Origin of the sequence: Mycobacterium sp. KBS0706 (assembly GCF_005938675.2) — a bacterium.
Taxonomy (GTDB): Bacteria; Pseudomonadota; Alphaproteobacteria; order DSM-16000; family Inquilinaceae; genus Inquilinus.
Genome location: NZ_VCCH02000082.1, coordinates 1 through 17,089, shown reverse-complemented (window position 1 = coordinate 17,089; position 17,089 = coordinate 1). Strand labels below are relative to the sequence as shown.

Genomic DNA, 17,089 nt, shown 5'->3' with positions numbered 1-17,089 from the left:
GTCTGATTTGTTAACAATCAATCTGGTTCATTTCGATGCTGATGATGGAAGCCATATGATTGAATAGCTGTCAACGCCTATTGCGAATGCCAGCCGTTCGGCGTCTTCTCGGTACGATTTGACCTCGAAGGCGCAAATCCGTATTGATGCTTAAGCCATCAACCGAGAGGACGGAATGCGGCGCGGCAGCTGGCAGGGGCCCACCATCGCCGAGATCGCGGCCGAGGCCGGCGTCTCGACCGCCACGGTCGACCGCGTGGTCAATGGCCGCGGCGGTGTGGCGCCGGACAAGGTGCAGGCGGTGCGGGCGGCGCTGGAGCGGCAGCAGGGCCCGGCCGTCCCGGCGGGGGCGCCGTCGATCCGGCTGGGCTTCGCCTGCGATTCCGGCCAGACCTTCACCGCCACCCTGGTCCAGGCGCTGGAGCGTGTCATGGTGGAGGATCCGGGGCTGAGCCTGGAGAGCTTCACCCAGCCGACCGCCGAGGTCGACCCGGCGGACTTCGCCGAGCGGCTCGCGGCGATGCTGTCGCGTTGCGACGGGCTGCTGCTGGTGGCGCGCGAGCATTTCGCCATCAACCGGGCGGTCCAGGCCGGTATGGCGGATGGCACACCGGTGGTCTGCCTGACCACGGACCTGCCCGGATCGGGCCGCACCGCCTATGTCGGCATGGACCAGGAACGGGCGGGATCGACCGCCGCCTGGCTGATGGGCCGGCTGACCGGCGGCCGCCCGGGGCGGATCGTGCTGGTCGCCAGCGCGCCCTATCGCTGCCAGGAGGAGCGCGAGATCGGCTTCCGCCGCGTGCTGCGCACCGAGTTCCCGACCCTGTCGGTCGAGGAGAGCATCCATTCCAGCGACGACCCGGACACCGCCCACGCCACCATGCGCCGGATCCTGGCGGCGGGGCCGGCGCCGCTCGGGGTCTACAATACCGCCGGCGGCAATGTCGGCATCGCCCGGGCGATCGCCGAGGCCGGGCTGACCGGCACCACCGCCTTCATCGGCCATGAGCTGAACGAGAACTCCGCCCGGCTGCTCGAGGAAGGCGGCATGGATGCCGTGCTGAGCCACGACGTGACGGCCGAGCTGCGCCAGGCGATCGCGATCATCCGCGGCCGGCTGGCCGGCGAACCAGCGGCCGAGGAGAGCGCGGCGCCGGCCCGGCCGCTGATCGTGACCAAGTACAACCGGTAGGCTGGGCGCCCCTCAAATATTCTCCGACACATACAGCTCGAACGGCACCAGGATCTGGCCCGGCGGCTCGGGGGCCGGCAGCTCGACGGCGCGCACCATCGCCTCCACCGCCCGCGTGGCCAGGAGCGCGGTGGGAGTGGAGATCACGGCGGTCAGGACGCCGTCGATCAGGGCGGTGCGGGTCTTGGCCGTGAGCTCGTTGCACACGATCGCCACTGGCGCATGCGCCGTCTCCTGTCGCGCCGCGTCGATCACCCCTTCGGTGCCACCGCCGCAGATATAGAGGCCGACCAGGTCGGGGTTCCCGGCCATCAGGTCATGCGTCGCCTCGCGGGCGATCCGCGCATCCTCGAGGTTGATCAGCGGCTCCAGCAGCTGGAATTCGGGGGCATGCTCGCGGAAATAGGAGCGGAAGGAGATCTCCGCCGTCTCCTGGCACAGATAGCGGTGGCTGCCGACGATGATGCCGACCTTGCCCGGCGCCCGCGCCGTCTTCGCCACCATCCAGGCGGCGGTGCGGCCCTCCTTGCGGTTGTCGCGGCCGATATAGCCGGCCCGGTCCTCGGCCATCAGGTCGGTGATCACGGCGAAGACCGGAACGCCGTCGCGCCGCAGGTCGGCGATCGCCTCCGACACATGCGGATGGTCGACCGAGACCACGGCCAGCGCGTCCACCCGGGCGCCGACCCGGCGCAGGGTCTCGACGATGGTCGCCGGCGACAGCTCCTCCATGAACTCGACCACGGCCCGGCCGCGCACCGCGGTACAGGCGGCGGTGGCGGCCTGGAAGTCGGCGGCGAGTTGCTGGTAGAAGGCGACCTGCCGCTTCTGCAGCAGGAAGCCGAAGGTGCGGACCGGCAGCTCCTCCCGCAGACGCTGCTGCAGCAGCGTGGTGGCGTGATAGCCGATCGCCTCGGCGGCGCGCAGCACGCGCCCGGCCGTGCCCTCGCGCACCGGGTGGCGCTGGTTCAGCACCCGGTCGACGGTGGCGACGCTGACGCCCGCCGCAGTGGCGAGATCGGCGATGGTGGGGCGCCTGCTCATCCTGTGTCCGCTCTCAGATCCGATCACCGCAGCCTGCCACGGGATGATGGGAAATGATAGATTCTATCATCGCTGCATTGAGGCGGGCGGCACTGCGGGTTACGCTCCCTGCACATCCGCGACCAAGCGGAAGCGGTGCAGGAGGACGCCATGCCGGGAGAGACCGTCCGGAGGGATTACAGCCTGGTCGGGGCGGAGAGCCGGCGCGCGGTCGAGGCCGGGCTGGCCGGTGCCGCCTGGTACGCCTCGCCGATCCCGCGCAAGGAAATGAAGGAGCTGATGCGCCGGACGGACGGGCCGGCGATCCGCGATACGCTGATCTGGTTCGCGGCCCTCGCGATCACCGGCTGGCTCGGCGGGTTCTTCTGGGGCAGTTGGTGGGCCGTGCCGTTCTTCGCGGCCTATGGCGTGCTGTACGGCTCGGCCTCGGACAGCCGCTGGCACGAATGCGGCCACGGCACCGCCTTCAAGACCCGGTGGATGAACGATGCCGTCTACCACATCGCCTGCTTCATGATCCTGCGCGAGCCGACGGTCTGGCGCTGGAGCCACACAAGGCACCACACCGACACCATCATCGTCGGCCGCGACCCGGAGATCGCCGCGCCGCGCCCGCCCAGCATCCTGAAGATCGTCCTCAACATCTTCATGCTGAAGAGCAGCCAGGTCGCGATCCGCAAGCTGTTCGTGCACGCGGCCGGCCGGCTGACGGCGGAGGAGGAGACCTTCATCCCGGAGATGGAGCGCTGGAAGGTGTTCCTGGTCGCCCGGATCTACCTCGCCATCTTCGCCGCGGTGATCGCCGCCTGCCTGGCGCTGGGCAGCATCCTGCCGGCGATGTATGTCGGGCTGCCGACCCTCTATGGCGGCGGCATGGTGCTGTTCTTCGGTCTGACCCAGCATGCCGGCCTGGCCGAGGATGTGCTGGACCACCGGCTGAACAGCCGCACCGTCTACATGAACCCGGTGTTCCGGTTCCTGTACTGGAACATGAACTACCATGTTGAGCACCACATGTTCCCGATGGTGCCCTATCACGCCTTGCCGAAGCTGCATGCGGCGATGAAGCACGACTGCCCGCCGCCCTATCCGAACTGCTGGGCCGCCTATCGCGAGATCATCCCGACCCTGCTGCGGCAGCTGCGCGACCCGCGCCACCATGTCGTGCGGCGGCTGCCCGGCGGAGCCTCGCCCGGGCCGGCGATCGGGGTCGCCCAGGCCGCGCCGGCCGAATGACGCGCATCACCAGGAAGGATAGAGCATGGACGGCTGGATCGCGGCCTGCGCGGCGGATGAGATCGACGAGGAGGACGTGATCCGCTTCGACCATGGCGGCCGCACCTTCGCCATCTACCGCACCGAGGACGACCGCTACTTCGCCACCGACGGGCTGTGCACGCATGAGCAGGTGCATCTCGCCGACGGGCTGGTGATGGGCACGATCATCGAATGCCCGAAGCACAATGGCCGCTTCGACTTCACCACCGGCGCCGCCAAGGGGGCGCCGGTCTGCGTCGCCCTCACCACCTATCCGGTGAAGGTCGAGGGCGGGCAGGTCTTCCTTCGGCTCGGCTCCTGACCGATGGCCGGGATGGTGATCGTCGGCGCCGGCGAGGCCGGCGCCCGAGCAGCGACAGCGCTGCGCGAGGAGGGCTGGGACGGCCCGGTGACTCTGGTCGGCGGCGAGGTCCATCCGCCCTATGAGCGCCCGCCCCTCTCCAAGGCGGCGCTGCTGGCGGAGGCGGAGCCGGCCGCGACCACCGTGCTGGACCACGACCGCGCCGCCGCGCTCGGCATCGATCTGATCCTGGGAACCGAGGTCACGGCGATCGACCGCGCGGCCCGCGCCGTGGCCCTGGCCGACGGGCGCACCCTGCCCTACTCCCGGCTGCTGCTGGCGACCGGGGCGCGGCCGCGGCGGCTGACCCTGCCGGGCCATGAGCAGGTCCTGTATCTGCGCCGCTTCGACGATGCGCTGGCGCTGCGGCCGTTGCTGCGCCCCGGGATGCGGCTGGCGATCATCGGCGGCGGCTTCATCGGGCTGGAGCTGGCGGCGGCCGCGGCCGCGCGCGGCTGCGCCGTGACCCTGGTCGAGGCCCAGCCCCGCATCCTGATGCGCGGCGTCCCGGCCGAGATCGCCGCAGTGATCGCCGACCGGCACCGCGCCGCCGGCATCGACCTCCGCACCGGTCTCGGCATCGACCGGATCGAGCCCGGCGCCGTGGTGCTGGCCGATGGCCGCCGGATCGCGGCGGATGCAGTGATCGCCGGCATCGGCGCGGTGCCGGAGACGGCGCTGGCGGAGGCCGCCGGCCTGCCGGTCGACAACGGCATCGCCGTCGACGCGACGCTGGCGACCGCCGATCCCGCCATCTTCGCGGCCGGGGACTGTGCCGCCTGCGCCCATCCGCTCTATGCCGGCCGCCGCATCCGGCTCGAGGCCTGGCGCAACGCCCAGGACCAGGGCGCGCTGGCCGCGCGCAACATGCTTGGCCGCGGCGAGGCGATCGCGGCGGTGCCCTGGTTCTGGTCGGACCAGTACGAGCTGACGCTGCAGATCGCCGGCCTGGCCGATGAGGGGCGGATGACGGTCGCGCGGGACCTCGGCGACGGGGCACAGCTGCTGTTCCACCTGGCGGCGGATGGCCGGCTGGTCGCCGCCAGCGGCGTCGGGCCCCTGGGCAGGATCGCCCGCGAGATCCGGCTGGCCGAGATGCTGATCGCGCAGCGCGCCGTCCCTGATCCTGGCGCGCTCGCCTCGCCGGCGGTCAGGCTGAAGACGCTGCTGGCCACGTGAAACGGGAGATTCGGGCGCTTCAGGGTGGCCGAAGCCTGGGCCGAACAGCAGAACGACCCGCTCGAGGAAGCGGGGCATTCTGCGATCTGGTTGCGGGGACAGGATACCACCGATACCCATACGAGCTGGCTACCGCCGTGTAGCAAGGGGCCAGTACGGGACTACGTTCAACTCCCGGGCACGCAACCACCTACGCTCAAATCTGACCTCCTACGACTGGTCTCGGCTCGACGACGACCCTACCGGGGAAAGGCCAGCGGGCATCCGGGCTCGGGCCAGTCCATCGCCACCAGCTGCCCGGTGCCGGACAGGGTGATGTAGGCGGTCCTCCGGTCCGGTCCGCCGAAGCAGAGGTTGGTGACGATCGGGTCCGGCAGCGCAACCTGGCGCAGCACGGTGCCATCCGGGGCGATCACGGTGATGCAGCCGGTGATCAGCGTGGCGACGCAGATATTGCCCAGGGCATCGACCGCCATGCTGTCGAAGCGCTGATAGCCCGGCAGGCCGCAGACCAGCCGGCCGCCATGCGGCGACGGGAACGGGTGCCGCTTCGGCTGCCCCGGCGCCTCGAGGTCGAAGGCCCAAAGGCGGCCGGTCTCGGTCTCCGACACATAGACGGTCGCGTCGTCCGGCGAGAGGCCGACGCCGTTCGGCGTCTCCATCGGATGGGCGACCTCGACGATGCGCGAACCGTCGGCCAGGGCGTAGTACAGGCCGCCATGGTCGCGATCGCGCTCGCGGTGCTTGCCGTAGTCGGTGAAGTAGAAGCCGCCGGAGCGGTCGAAGACGATGTCGTTCGGGCCGCACAGCGGATGGTCGCCGCAGCGGTCATAGAGGGTACGGACCTCGCCGGTGGCGAGGTCGAGGCGTTCGATCCGGCCACTGGTGTAGTGCGGGTGGACGCCGCGGCGGGTCCGGTTGTAGCCGGCGACAGTCTGGAACAGGAAGCCGCCGTTGTTGCAGACATAGAGCGCGCCGTCCGGTCCGACCGCCAGCCCGTTCGGCCCGCCGCCGAGCTGCGCCACCACCTCGACCGTGCCGTCGGGGCGGACGCGGCTGACGGTCTCGCGCTGGATCTCGACCAGCAGGACGGAGCCGTCGGCCTCGACCACCGGTCCTTCCGGGAACTGGAGCCCGCTGGCGACGACGCGGATATCCGGCATGCTGCTTCTCCGTTGCTCCAGGCCAGGATCAGGGCTGTCCGGCCTTGGCGGCGTAATTCTGCACGAAGCGGTTGTCGTAGGTCGCGCTCAGATCGATCTGCACATCGGCGATGGCCGGGTCGAAGGCCGCCAGCACGGCGCGGACCAGGACAGCGGACTCCTCGGTCATCATGCCGTCGCGCGAGAGGCAGCGACGCAGCTTGGAATAGGCCCGGGCGAACAGCGCCTTGTCGGTGACCATGTAGTCCTGCGGCACGCTGTCGGCGACCTCCTCCGGCGACGCCGCGGCCATCCAGCGCTCCGCCCGCACGATCGCGTTGGCCACCGCCTGCACGGTGTTCGGGTTGGCCTCGACGAAGTCGCGGGTGCTGTAGATCGCGGCCTCCGGATAGTCGCCGCCGAAGGCCGCGCGGTTGCCGTCCTCGCTGCGCATCTCGATCAGCGGGGTCAGGTCGCCGCTCTCCTCCAGGATCGTCGCCACCGGATCATTGGTCATCAGCGCGTCGACCAGCCCGGTCTTCGCCGCCGCGACCGCGCCGGAGGACGCGCCGATGCCGACGATCGACACGTCGTCGGGATGCAAGCCGGCCTTGGCCAGCAGGTAGTTGACGCCCATGTGGAAGCTCGACCCCGGGGCGCTGACGCCGATCCGCTTGCCCTTCAGGTCGGCGAGCGACCGGATCGTGTCCTTGTTGGCCTTCGTCACCCCGAACACCCAGTCCGGGCAGTTTGCCTGGATGGCGAAGGACACCAGGGGCTGGCCCTTGGCCGCCATGCTGATGGTGTTGGAATAGGCGCCGGCGACGATGTCGGCGCTGCCGCCCATCAGCGCCTCCAGCGCCTTGGAGCCGCCGGCGAACACCCCGATCTGGACATCGAGGCCCTCGTCCTTGAAGTAGCCGCGCTGGGCCGCAACGAGGAAGGGCAGATAGGGGAAGCCTACCCCCGCGGCGGCCAGATGGATCTCGGTCTTTTCCGGCGCGGCCTGGGCGCCGGTCCAGGCGAGCAGCAGCGCGGAGCATAGGGACATGGCGAGGATGCGCTTCATCAGACCCTCCCGTTGGTGCCGGCCGGTCGCCGCCGGCCGCCTTGGACGGAACTGTGGCACGGCCCCCGCGGCCGGTCGTCGACACCATTGGGAAGGTCGCCATCGCTAACGGCGATGGTCCGGCCTAGGCCGCCCCACGCGTGCTCAGGTGCTGGACCAGGACCTGGACCGGCGGCGGCAGCGACGCCGCGTCCCGCGTGCAGATCTTCCAGTGCCGCAAGGCCCAGGGTTCGTCGAGCGGCACGGCGACCACCTGGCCACCTTCGGTGTAGCGTGCGGCATGCAGCTCGGGGACGAGGGCGATGCCCAGCCCGGCCTCGACCATGCTCCGGGCCGGCTCGAAGCCGTTCACCCGGATGCGCAGCCGCAGCGGCTGGCTGAGCTCGGACCCCGCCCGCATCACCAGGGAATCGAGATAGCTGCCGGCCTGCGGTCCGACCAGATCGTAACGGGCGATCTCGGCAAAGGTCAGCGTCTCCGCGCCGCACAGCGGATGGTCCGCCGGCATCAGCACCATCAGGTGGTCGCTGCGATAGGGCAGGATGCGCAGGTCGGGGAACAGCAGCGGCCCGCCGAAGATGCCGATATCGGCGGCGTTCTCGGACACGGCCCGGCAGACCTCGCGGCTCAGCCCCTCCTCCAGGTCGATGCGGATGGCCGGGTGCAGGGCCAGGAAGTCGCGCAGGTCGTTCGAGAGGTACTGCACGATGGTCGAGACGCTCGCATGCAGGCGGATCTGGCCGCGCATGCCCTTGGCATGGTCGACCAGCTCGCGCTCCATCTGCATCAGGTCGCGCATCACGATATGGGCATGGCGCAGCAGCGCGTGGGCGGCGGAGGTCAGCTCCAGCCCGCGGTTGCTGCGGTGGAACAGCGGCGACCCCATCCGCTTCTCCATATCCGACATGCGCTTGCTGACCGCCGAGGCCGCGATGTGCTCGACCTCGGCCGCGCGGGCGATGCTGCGGTGCTCGCAGACCGCGACGAACAGCTTCAGGGACAGAAGGTCGAACTGCATGGCGCGCTCCGCGGGCCGGCCGGGCGATGGGCGTCCAGCACTGTGACAGATCCGTGCGGCTCTGCCATCGCCATTCGCGATGGCAGGCTTGCCAATCACGATTCCGGGCCGGACGCAGCCTGCGGCAGCATGGTGGAAATCGAACCGCCAACGCCATGAAGCGCACTGGCCCCGCAGGTCCGCCGCTTCACGATGCCGCCGCATGGGAAGGAAGCCGTGAGCCCGGACGCGAGCCCAACGCCGCAGACCCTGTTCGACAAGATCTGGGACCGGCATCGGATCATGACGCGGGAGGATGGCCAGGACCTCCTGTTCATCGACCGCCACTTCATCCACGACGTCACCGCCACGGCCTTCGACATGCTGCGCCAGCGCCGGCTGAAGCCACGGGCGCCGCACCGCATCTTCGGCACGCCGGACCACTATGTCCCGACCCATCGGCGCGACATGGCGGCGATCAACCATCCCGAGCGCCGCGCGATGATCGAGGCGCTGGAGCGCGACGCGGCGGAGTCCGGCATCACCCTGTTCGGCCTCGGCGACCCGCGCCAGGGCATCGTCCATGTGGTTGGGCCGGAACAGGGCTTGAGCCTGCCGGGCATGACCATCGTCTGCGCCGACAGCCACACCTCGACCCATGGCGCGCTCGGCGCGCTGGCCTTCGGCATCGGCGCCACCGAGGTCGGGCATGTGCTGGCGACCCAGTCGCTGTGGCAGCGCCGGCCGCGCCGCATGCGCGTCTCGGTCGACGGCACGCTGGCGCCGGGCGTGACCGCCAAGGACATCATCCTGGCGATCATCGCCGAGATCGGCGTCGCCGGCGCGGCGGGCCATGTCCTGGAATATGCCGGCAGCGCGATCCGGGCGCTGTCCATGGAAGGCCGCCTGACGGTCTGCAACATGTCGATCGAGGCCGGCGGCCGGGCCGGCATGATCGCGCTGGATGACACCACCTTCGCCTATCTGGCGGACCGGCCCTACGCGCCGCAGGGCGCCGCCTGGGACCAGGCGGTAGCGCAGTGGCAGGCCCTGCGGTCGGACGACGATGCCGCCTTCGACCGCGAGGTCGCGCTGGACGCGGCGGCGATCGCGCCGATGGTGACCTGGGGCACGACGCCCGAGGACGCCGCCCCGATCACCGCCCGCATCCCGGACCCCGCCGAGACGGCCGATGCCGGGCGGCGCGACGGCATGGAGCGGGCGCTGGCCTATATGGGGCTGGTCCCCGGCACGGCGCTGGAGGAGATCGGCATCGACCGGGTGTTCATCGGCTCCTGCACCAATGGCCGGATCGAGGATCTGCGCAGCGCCGCGGCGGTGGTCGACGGCCGCAAGGTCGCGGCGGGGGTCGAGGCCTGGGCCGTGCCGGGGTCGCAGCAGGTCAAGGCGCAGGCCGAGGCCGAGGGGCTGGACCGGATCTTCATGGCGGCCGGCTTCGACTGGCGCTTCGCCGGCTGCTCGATGTGCCTGGCCACCAATGGCGACACGGTGGCGCCCGGGCAGCGCTGCGCCTCGACCTCCAACCGCAACTTCGTCGGCCGGCAGGGGCCGGGCGCGCGCACCCATCTGATGAGCCCGGCGATGGCGGCGGCGGCGGCGGTGACCGGCCGGCTGACCGATGTCCGCCGGCTGCTGGCGGGAGGCTGAGCATGGATCGCTTCGAGCGGCTCGAAGCCGTGGCCGTGCCCATCGCCCGGGTCAATTGCGACACCGACCAGATCATCCCGGCGCAGTATCTGCAGAAGCTGCGCTCCGAGGATTTCGGGCGGTTCCTGTTCGCCGAATCCCGCTTCCGCAAGGACGGGTCGGAGGTGGCGGAGTTCATCCTCAACCGGCCGGCCTACCGCCCCGCCCGCATCCTGGTCGCCGACCGCAACTTCGGCTGCGGCTCGTCCCGCGAACACGCGGTCTGGGCGCTGCACGATTACGGCATCCGGGCCGTGATCGCCCCCAGCTTCGGCGACATCTTCTTCAGCAATTGCCTCAAGAACGGCCTGCTGCCGATCGTGCTGCCGCAGGCGGTGGTGACGCCGCTGCTGGCGCAGCTGGAGTCCGCGCCGGGTGCGATGGTGGCGGTCGACCTGCCGGCGCAGGAGGTGGCATTGCCGGATGGCGGCCGCCACGCCTTCGAGATCGAGGCCTTCGCCAAGACCTGCCTCGTCAACGGCATCGACGAGCTCGGCTACACGCTCGCGCAGTCCGGCCGGATCGACGCGTTCGAGCGCAGCTATGACGGCGGGAGCATCTAGCCGCCCCCGGTTCCAGACCAAGGAGAGAGATTCCGTGAAGATCGCGATCATGGCCGGTGACGGCATCGGCCCCGAGGTGGTTCGGCAGGCGGTGAAGGTGCTGCGGGTGGTGGCGCCCCAGGCCGAGACGGAGGAGGCCCCGATCGGCCAGGCCGGCGTCGACGCGCATGGCGTGCCGCTGCCGGACGAGACCCTGGCCCTGGCCGGGCGGTCCGACGCGATCCTGTTCGGTGCGGCGGGCGTGGCGGACGAGGCCAGCATCCCGCGCGAGCGCCGCCCGGGCACCGGTCTGCTGCAGCTGCGCGAGGCGCTGACCCTCTACGCCAATTTCCGCCCCGCCTTTATGTTCCCCGAGCTGCTCGGCGCCTCGACCCTGAAGCCGGAGGTGGTCGACGGGCTGGATCTCATGATCCTGCGCGAGCTGAACGGCGACGTCTATTTCGGCAAGCCGCGCGGCATCGAGACCCGCGCCTCGGGCGAGCGCGTCGGCATCAACACCATGCGCTATTCGGAATCCGAGATCGAGCGCATCGCCCATGTCGCCTTCCGCACCGCCCGGCAGCGCCGGCGCAAGGTCTGCTCGGTCGATAAGGCCAATGTGCTGGAGGCGATGCAGCTGTGGCGCGAGGTGGTCACCCGCGTCGGCAGCCAGTATCCGGATGTGGAACTGTCGCATCTGTTCATCGACGCGGCCGCCATGTCGCTGATGCGGAATCCCAAGCAGTTCGACGTCATTGTCACCGGCAACATGTTCGGCGACATCCTGTCGGATGCGGCGGCGATGCTGACCGGTTCGATCGGCATGCTGCCCTCGGCCTCGCTCGGCCTCGACCGCAAGGGCCTGTACGAGCCCGTCCACGGCTCGGCCCCGGACATCGCCGGCCAGGACCTGGCCAACCCGCTGGCCGCGATCCTGTCGCTGGCAATGATGCTGCGCCAGAGCTTCGATCTGGAGGACCAGGCGCGGCGGGTGGAGGCTGCGGTCCGATCGGTCCTCGCTCAGGGCTACCGCACCGGCGACATCTACCAGCCCGGGACCCGGCGGGTGGGCACCGAGGAGATGGGCGACGCCGTCGTCCAGGCCCTGGCGGCTTAGCAGGTTCGGCCGGCCACTGCGAAGACCGCAACCAACGACAACAAGGCAGATGGAGGAAAACAGGTGAAGCTCGGAACCACGCTTGCGCTGTGCGCCGCCCTGGTCCTGTCGGGACCGGTGGCCGCGATCGCCCAGGACCAGCCGGAGAAATCGGAGGTCCATATCGGCGCGGCCTCGGTCGGCATGACCTACCTGCCCCTGCTCCTGGCCAAGCAGCTCGGCTACTTCAAGGATGAGGGGCTGGACGTCACCATCGCCGCCTTCTCCGGCGGGTCGAAGGCGCTGGAGGCGCTGATGGGCGGCAGCACGGACGTCGTGGCCGGCGCCTATTCCAACACCCTGACCATGGCGGCGAAGGGGCAGTCCCTGGTCACCTTCGCCGCCCAGGTGAACTGCCCCGCCTGGATCTTCGGCATCGCCAGGAAGAACGAGGGCAAGGTGCACTCCGTCGCCGACCTGAAGGGCATGCGGGTCGGCGTCAGCGCTCCGGGGTCGAGCACGCACATGGCGCTCAACTACATCCTGCACAAGGCGGGGCTGCAGCCGGAGGATGTGTCGATCATCGGCGTCGGCCAGGCCGCCGGCGCCGTGGCGGCGATCCGGGCCGGGCAGATCGATGCGCTGATCGTCAACGACCCGTCGGCCACCATCCTGATGGACAGCGGCGACCTGATCCCGCTGGCCGAGATGCGCACCGAGGCGGGCAACAAGGCGGTGTTCGGCTCCGACTATCCGGAATCGAGCCTGTACACCACCAAGGCCTTCATCGACGAGAACCCGAAGACGGTGCAGGCGGTGACCAACGCCATCGTCCGCGCCGAACGCTGGATCGCCCAGGCGACGCCGCAACAGGTTGCCGACAGCGTCCCGCCGGAATATGCCGGCGACGACAAGGCGCTCTACGCCAAGGCGTTCGAAAACAGCCGCCGCTGCCTGTCGCAGACCGGCACGCTGTCGGCCGAGGGCGCGCAGACCGTGCGCGACGTGCTGACCGCCTTCGACCCCGGCATCGGGTCGGCCTCGATCGACCTCGGCGCCACCTATGACAACAGCTTCGCCGGCAAGGCCGCGGGCCGGACGCCATGAGCGTCGCGGCCCGCAAGATCAGCGAGCAGCCCGTGGCCGAGAGCACGCCGCACGCGCTGCGCTTCGACGGGGTGACCTGCACCTTCGCCAGCAACGAAGGCGCCGGCAAGACCTACACCGCCGTGCGCGACGTAAACCTGACGGTGCGGCAGGGCGAGTTCCTGTCCATCGTCGGCCCGACCGGCTGCGGCAAGTCCACCCTGCTCAACGTGGCGGCGGGGCTGATGCGCCCCTCCTCGGGCACGCTCAGCGTGTTCGGCCAGCCACTGGCCCAGGGCCTGAACCGGGATGCGTCCTACCTGTTCCAGGTGGATGCGCTGATGCCGTGGAAGACGGCGGAGGACAATGTCGCCGCCGGCCTGCTGTTCCACGGCAAGCCCAAGGCCGAGGCCCGCGAGATCGCGCGCGATTGGCTGGTGCGGGTCGGGCTGGACGGGCATGGCAAGAAGTACCCGCACCAGATGTCGGGCGGCATGCGCAAGCGCGCCGGCCTGGCCCAGGCTCTCGCCCTCAACCCGCGCATCCTGCTGATGGACGAGCCGTTCAGCGCGCTCGACATCCAGACCCGGCAGCTGATGGAGGACGAGCTGCTGCAGATCTGGTCGGCCGACCGCAAATCGGTGGTGTTCGTGACCCACGACCTTGAGGAGGCGATCTCGCTGTCCGACCGCGTCCTGGTGCTGTCGGCCGGGCCCGGCACGCGGCCGATCGCGGAGTTCGAGATCGACCTGGAGCGCCCGCGCCAGGTCGCCGAGATCCGGATGACGCAACGGTTCCTGCAGCTGCACGCCGCCATCTGGGACGTGCTGAAGGGAGAGGTGCTGAAAAGCTATGCGCGCAACCGCTCTTGATCCCCGCAACCACGCGCTGGTGCTGGCCACCCGGCTGACCCTGCTGTTCGGCTGCCTGTTCCTGTGGTGGCTGGCCACCGCGACCGGGCTGCTGTCGACCTTCTTCTTCGGCGATCCGCTGGGGGTGGCCCGGCGCCTGTGGATCTGGTTCTCCACCGGATCGGTCTTCCTGCACCTCTACACCACCCTGCTGGAGACCCTGCTGGCCTTCGCCATCGGCACCATCCTCGGGCTGGGCATCGGCCTCTGGCTCGCGCTCAACCCGTTCCTCGCCGCGGTGACCGACCCGTTCATCAAGGCCTTCAACTCGATGCCCCGGCTGATCTTCGCGCCGATCTTCGCGCTGTGGTTCGGGCTCGGCATCTGGTCCAAGGTGGCGCTGGGTGTGACCCTGGTGTTCTTCGTGGTGTTCTTCAACGTGTACCAGGGGGTGCGCGAGGTCAGCCCGGTGGTGCTGTCGAACACCCGCATGCTGGGCGCGAATTCGCGCGAGCTGCTGCGCCATGTCTACGTCCCTTCGGCGATGAGCTGGGTGTTCTCCAGCCTGCACAATGCCGTCGGCATCGCCTTCGTCGGCAGCGTGGTCGGCGAGTATCTCGGCTCGGAGAAGGGCATCGGCTACCTGATCCTGCTGGCCGAGGGGGTGTTCGACATCAACTCGGTGATCGCCGGCATCCTGCTGCTGACCGTCTTCGCCCTCGTCCTCGACACCGCCGTGTCGGTGTTCGAGGAACGCTTCATGCGCTGGCGGCCGGTGGCCGGCCAGCCCGTGGGCGCCAACGTCTGAGCCGGCGCCCGCATCGCAATCCCGTCACAGAGGTCCTTCCGTGCAGCTCAACTCGATCAATCTCGACGGCCGCGTCGCCGTGGTCACCGGCGGCGCCCAGGGCATCGGCCGCGAGATCGCCGAACGCTTCCTGCGCTCCGGCGCCCGGCTCGTGATCTGGGACGTCAATGGCGACGGGCTGGAGCCGGCGAAGCGCGAGCTTGCCGCGGCCACCGGCCGGGACGACATCCGCACGATGCGGGTCGACATCGCCGACTACGCCAGCGTCGAGGCCGCGGTGACCGGTACCGTCGAGGCGCTGGGGCGCATCGACATCCTGGTCAACAACGCCGCCATCGTCGGGCCGAACGCGCCGCTGGCGGAGTATCCGCTCGACGCGTGGCGCAGCGTGCTGGATGTCGACGTCAACGGCACCTTCCACTGCTGCCGGGCGGTGGCGCCGGTGATGATCGCCCGGAACTACGGCCGCATCGTCAACGTCGCCTCGATCGCCGGCAAGGAGGGCAACCCGAACGCGGCGGCCTACAGCTCGGCCAAGGCCGCGGTCATCGCCATGACCAAGTCGCTGGGCAAGGAGCTGGCCGGGCACGACATCGCCGTGAACTGCGTCACCCCTGCCGTGGCCCGGACGCCCGGCGCGATGGCGCAGGCGCCGGAGCACATCACCTACATGCTCAGCCGCATCCCGCGCGGCCGGTTCCTGGAGCTGGCGGAGGCCGCGGCGATGATCGCCTGGCTCGTCAGCGCCGAGAACTCCTTCGCCACCGGCGCGGTGTTCGACCTTTCCGGCGGGCGCGCGACCTATTGAGGGACCGGGCGGCGACGCCCCGAGATTCGGTGCGTCAGCGGGCGGCTTTGGCCTGCTCGACCCAGCCGTCGAACTCGGCCTGGTTGGCGGCGATCCAGTTGTCGGCCAGCTTGCGGATGTCGCGGTTGCTGCTGCCGACCTTGTTCAGCGCCCCTTCCCAGGCGACCCAGGTCTCGCGCGGCCAGCGGGCCACTTCCACCAGGGTCTTCACCGCCGGGTTCTGAGCCAGGAAGTCGCGGTTGATCACCGTGCGATAGTTCCATTCGCCCAGCGCCATGCGGCATGGGTCCTGGCCGCCGGCGCAGCCGACCACGCCCGGCACCAGCGCCGTCTTGATCGGCGGCATGCCCTCGGGCAGGGATTCGAAGGGCGTCGGCAGCCAGACCACGTCCTTGCCCGGCACCAGCGCATCGTTCACCCAGGACGGGCTCCAGGTGTAGTACAGCGCCGGCTCACCGCGCTGCACCCGGGCCACCGTCTCGCCCATCAGCGCCTCGTATTTGCCGCGGACGATGTGGATGGTGTCGGACAGGCCGAAGGCCTTGACCTGGTGCTCGATCACGTCGCCGCAACTCCAGCCCGGGTCGCAGCCGATCAGCTGGGCCTTGCCGTCGGCACCGAACAGGGCCGCGATCTTCGGGTCCTTCAATTGGTCGACGCGGGTGATGCCGTGGGCGTCGGCGGTCTTCTTGTCGATCAGGTAGCCGTTGATGCCGCCGCCGATGATACCTCCGTCGCCGACCACCGCCAGTTGCTGCTCCACCTTGCGGTAGCCCGGCTCGCGCTGCGGCAGGGTCACGTCCGGTCCCATGTCGACGTCGCCCTGCGATGCGGCCTGGAAGAACAGGGTGCCGTTCATGGTGCTGAGCTGGACGTCATAGCCCAGCTTCTCCAGCGCCGAGAGCAGGATCTGGTCCTGGACGTAGTTGCCGCCGAGGCTGTCGTCCTGGGCGAGGCGGACGGTCTTGCCGGCGCCCGGCAGGTCGTCCGCCGCGGCGGGCAGCGCCGCCAGAATTGCGGCCAGGGCCACGGCGGATATCAGGGCGCGCAGGCCCGGTCTGGAAACCATGGTGTGCCTCCGAGTTCACTTGTTGCTTGGTTGGAACGATGCGTCAGGTCGGGCGCGCCGCCCGGTTGCCGACCGGCGCCGCCGCGCCCTGCTGCCGGCCGACCAGGCGCAGCAGCGCGGCGCGCAGCGGCGAGCCCTTGCCGCCCTTGGACTTCGCGACCGACTGGGTGATGCGGTCGAGCGTCATGGCCAGCAGCACGATGGCCAGGCCGCCGACCGCGGCGCGGCCGACATCCAGCCGGCCGAGGCCCTGCAGCACCACGAGCCCCAGCCCTTCGGCCCCGATCATGGCGACCACCACCGACATCACCATGGCGGTCAGCACGGTCTGATTCAGGCCGCCGAGGATGGTCGGCATCGCCAGCGGCAGCTGCACCTCCCACAACAGCTGCCGGCCGGTGGCGCCGAAGGCGAGGCCGGCCTCGACCATCTCGCGGTCGACCATGCGGATGCCGAGATTGGTGAAGCGGATCAGCGGCGGCGCCGCGGCCATGATCACCGCCACCTCGCCCGGCACGGTGCCGACGCCGAACATCATCACGATCGGTACCAGGTAGACGAAAGTCGGCGTCGTCTGCATCACGTCGAGGACCGGCCGAACCACGCCCCACACCGTTTCGCTGCGGGCGCAGAGGATGCCGACCGGGATGCTGATGCAGACGCACAGCACGATCGCGGTGGTGATCAGCGCCAGCGTCGTGATCGCCTCGGTCCAGACGCCGGTGAAGGCGATCACGACGAGCGAGATCACCGTGAACAGGGCGATGCCCCGGGTCGACAGCCGCCAGGCGATCAGCCCCGCCAGGATGACGAAGATCGGGAACGGGATGCCTTGCAGCGTCTGCTCGATCAGGCCGAGCAGGTGCTCGACCGGCCAC

Annotated in this window: 17 protein-coding genes; 11 read left to right on the top strand and 6 right to left on the bottom strand. The window is 69.9% G+C overall.

Annotated features, from left to right (window positions below; genetic code table 11):
• The first annotated feature begins 175 nt into the window (after nucleotides 1-175).
• The gene (locus FFK22_RS31720; RefSeq protein ID WP_138891886.1) at nucleotides 176-1,195 is read left to right on the top strand and encodes a LacI family DNA-binding transcriptional regulator; all 1,020 of its coding nucleotides are present in this window, start codon (nucleotides 176-178) and stop codon (nucleotides 1,193-1,195) included.
• A gap of 12 nt (nucleotides 1,196-1,207) precedes the next feature.
• Here FFK22_RS31720 and FFK22_RS31715 read toward each other — a convergent pair whose 3' ends face one another.
• Entirely contained in the window at nucleotides 1,208-2,239 is a 1,032-nt protein-coding gene (locus FFK22_RS31715; protein WP_138891887.1) for a LacI family DNA-binding transcriptional regulator, read from the bottom strand.
• A gap of 150 nt (nucleotides 2,240-2,389) precedes the next feature.
• On the opposite strand from FFK22_RS31715, the gene FFK22_RS31710 reads away from it, so the two are divergent.
• The 3 genes from FFK22_RS31710 to FFK22_RS31700 are packed head-to-tail and all read left to right on the top strand — an operon-like array spanning nucleotide 2,390 to nucleotide 5,036.
• Nucleotides 2,390-3,475, top strand: a complete 1,086-nt coding sequence (locus tag FFK22_RS31710) for a fatty acid desaturase family protein (protein ID WP_138891888.1) — start codon at nucleotides 2,390-2,392, stop codon at nucleotides 3,473-3,475.
• Nucleotides 3,476-3,500: 25 nt separating this feature from the next.
• Nucleotides 3,501-3,818 carry a MocE family 2Fe-2S type ferredoxin gene (locus tag FFK22_RS31705; RefSeq protein ID WP_138891889.1) on the top strand — a complete coding sequence of 106 codons (318 nt, stop codon included), beginning with the start codon at nucleotides 3,501-3,503 and terminating at the stop codon, nucleotides 3,816-3,818.
• A gap of 12 nt (nucleotides 3,819-3,830) precedes the next feature.
• Entirely contained in the window at nucleotides 3,831-5,036 is a 1,206-nt protein-coding gene (locus FFK22_RS31700) for an NAD(P)/FAD-dependent oxidoreductase (RefSeq protein WP_306770204.1), read from the top strand.
• Nucleotides 5,037-5,275: 239 nt separating this feature from the next.
• On the opposite strand, the gene FFK22_RS31695 is transcribed toward FFK22_RS31700, so the two are convergent.
• The 3 genes from FFK22_RS31695 to FFK22_RS31685 all read right to left on the bottom strand — a co-directional run bounded on the left by FFK22_RS31695 (nucleotide 5,276) and on the right by FFK22_RS31685 (nucleotide 8,265).
• On the bottom strand, nucleotides 5,276-6,199 hold the full coding sequence (locus FFK22_RS31695) for an SMP-30/gluconolactonase/LRE family protein (protein WP_138891891.1): 924 nt from the start codon (nucleotides 6,197-6,199) through the stop codon (nucleotides 5,276-5,278).
• 28 nt (nucleotides 6,200-6,227) lie between these two features.
• Complete coding sequence (locus FFK22_RS31690) at nucleotides 6,228-7,247, bottom strand: ABC transporter substrate-binding protein (protein WP_138891892.1); 1,020 nt, start codon at nucleotides 7,245-7,247, stop codon at nucleotides 6,228-6,230.
• A 124-nt stretch (nucleotides 7,248-7,371) separates the two neighbouring features.
• Nucleotides 7,372-8,265: a LysR family transcriptional regulator gene (locus FFK22_RS31685; RefSeq protein ID WP_138891893.1), complete on the bottom strand. Its 894-nt coding sequence runs from the start codon at nucleotides 8,263-8,265 to the stop codon at nucleotides 7,372-7,374.
• A 216-nt stretch (nucleotides 8,266-8,481) separates the two neighbouring features.
• Between FFK22_RS31685 and leuC the strand changes: the two genes are divergently transcribed.
• The 7 genes from leuC (at nucleotide 8,482) to FFK22_RS31650 (ending at nucleotide 15,142) form a co-directional block, all read left to right on the top strand.
• On the top strand, nucleotides 8,482-9,912 hold the full coding sequence (leuC, locus tag FFK22_RS31680; RefSeq protein ID WP_306770203.1) for a 3-isopropylmalate dehydratase large subunit: 1,431 nt from the start codon (nucleotides 8,482-8,484) through the stop codon (nucleotides 9,910-9,912).
• A gap of 2 nt (nucleotides 9,913-9,914) precedes the next feature.
• Nucleotides 9,915-10,514: a 3-isopropylmalate dehydratase small subunit gene (gene leuD, locus FFK22_RS31675; protein ID WP_138891895.1), complete on the top strand. Its 600-nt coding sequence runs from the start codon at nucleotides 9,915-9,917 to the stop codon at nucleotides 10,512-10,514.
• On the top strand, nucleotides 10,495-11,610 hold the full coding sequence (gene leuB, locus FFK22_RS31670; RefSeq protein WP_373683768.1) for a 3-isopropylmalate dehydrogenase: 1,116 nt from the start codon (nucleotides 10,495-10,497) through the stop codon (nucleotides 11,608-11,610). The genes leuD and leuB overlap by 20 nt, the downstream gene beginning before the upstream one ends.
• A gap of 63 nt (nucleotides 11,611-11,673) precedes the next feature.
• On the top strand, nucleotides 11,674-12,696 hold the full coding sequence (locus FFK22_RS31665; RefSeq protein WP_138891897.1) for an ABC transporter substrate-binding protein: 1,023 nt from the start codon (nucleotides 11,674-11,676) through the stop codon (nucleotides 12,694-12,696).
• Nucleotides 12,693-13,547 (top strand): ABC transporter ATP-binding protein, encoded by an 855-nt coding sequence (locus tag FFK22_RS31660; protein WP_138891898.1) that lies wholly within the window; start codon nucleotides 12,693-12,695, stop codon nucleotides 13,545-13,547. Before FFK22_RS31665 ends, FFK22_RS31660 begins: the two co-directional genes overlap by 4 nt.
• Nucleotides 13,528-14,334 (top strand): ABC transporter permease, encoded by an 807-nt coding sequence (locus FFK22_RS31655; RefSeq protein WP_138891899.1) that lies wholly within the window; start codon nucleotides 13,528-13,530, stop codon nucleotides 14,332-14,334. The genes FFK22_RS31660 and FFK22_RS31655 overlap by 20 nt, the downstream gene beginning before the upstream one ends.
• A 40-nt stretch (nucleotides 14,335-14,374) precedes the next feature.
• Nucleotides 14,375-15,142, top strand: coding sequence for an SDR family NAD(P)-dependent oxidoreductase (locus FFK22_RS31650; RefSeq protein ID WP_138891900.1), 768 nt, complete (start codon nucleotides 14,375-14,377; stop codon nucleotides 15,140-15,142).
• Nucleotides 15,143-15,176: 34 nt separating this feature from the next.
• Here FFK22_RS31650 and proX read toward each other — a convergent pair whose 3' ends face one another.
• Nucleotides 15,177-16,211, bottom strand: coding sequence for a glycine betaine/L-proline ABC transporter substrate-binding protein ProX (proX, locus tag FFK22_RS31645; RefSeq protein ID WP_138891901.1), 1,035 nt, complete (start codon nucleotides 16,209-16,211; stop codon nucleotides 15,177-15,179).
• Nucleotides 16,212-16,254: 43 nt separating this feature from the next.
• A partial coding sequence (locus FFK22_RS31640; protein ID WP_143956899.1) for a proline/glycine betaine ABC transporter permease occupies nucleotides 16,255-17,089 on the bottom strand: 835 nt, incomplete at its 5' end.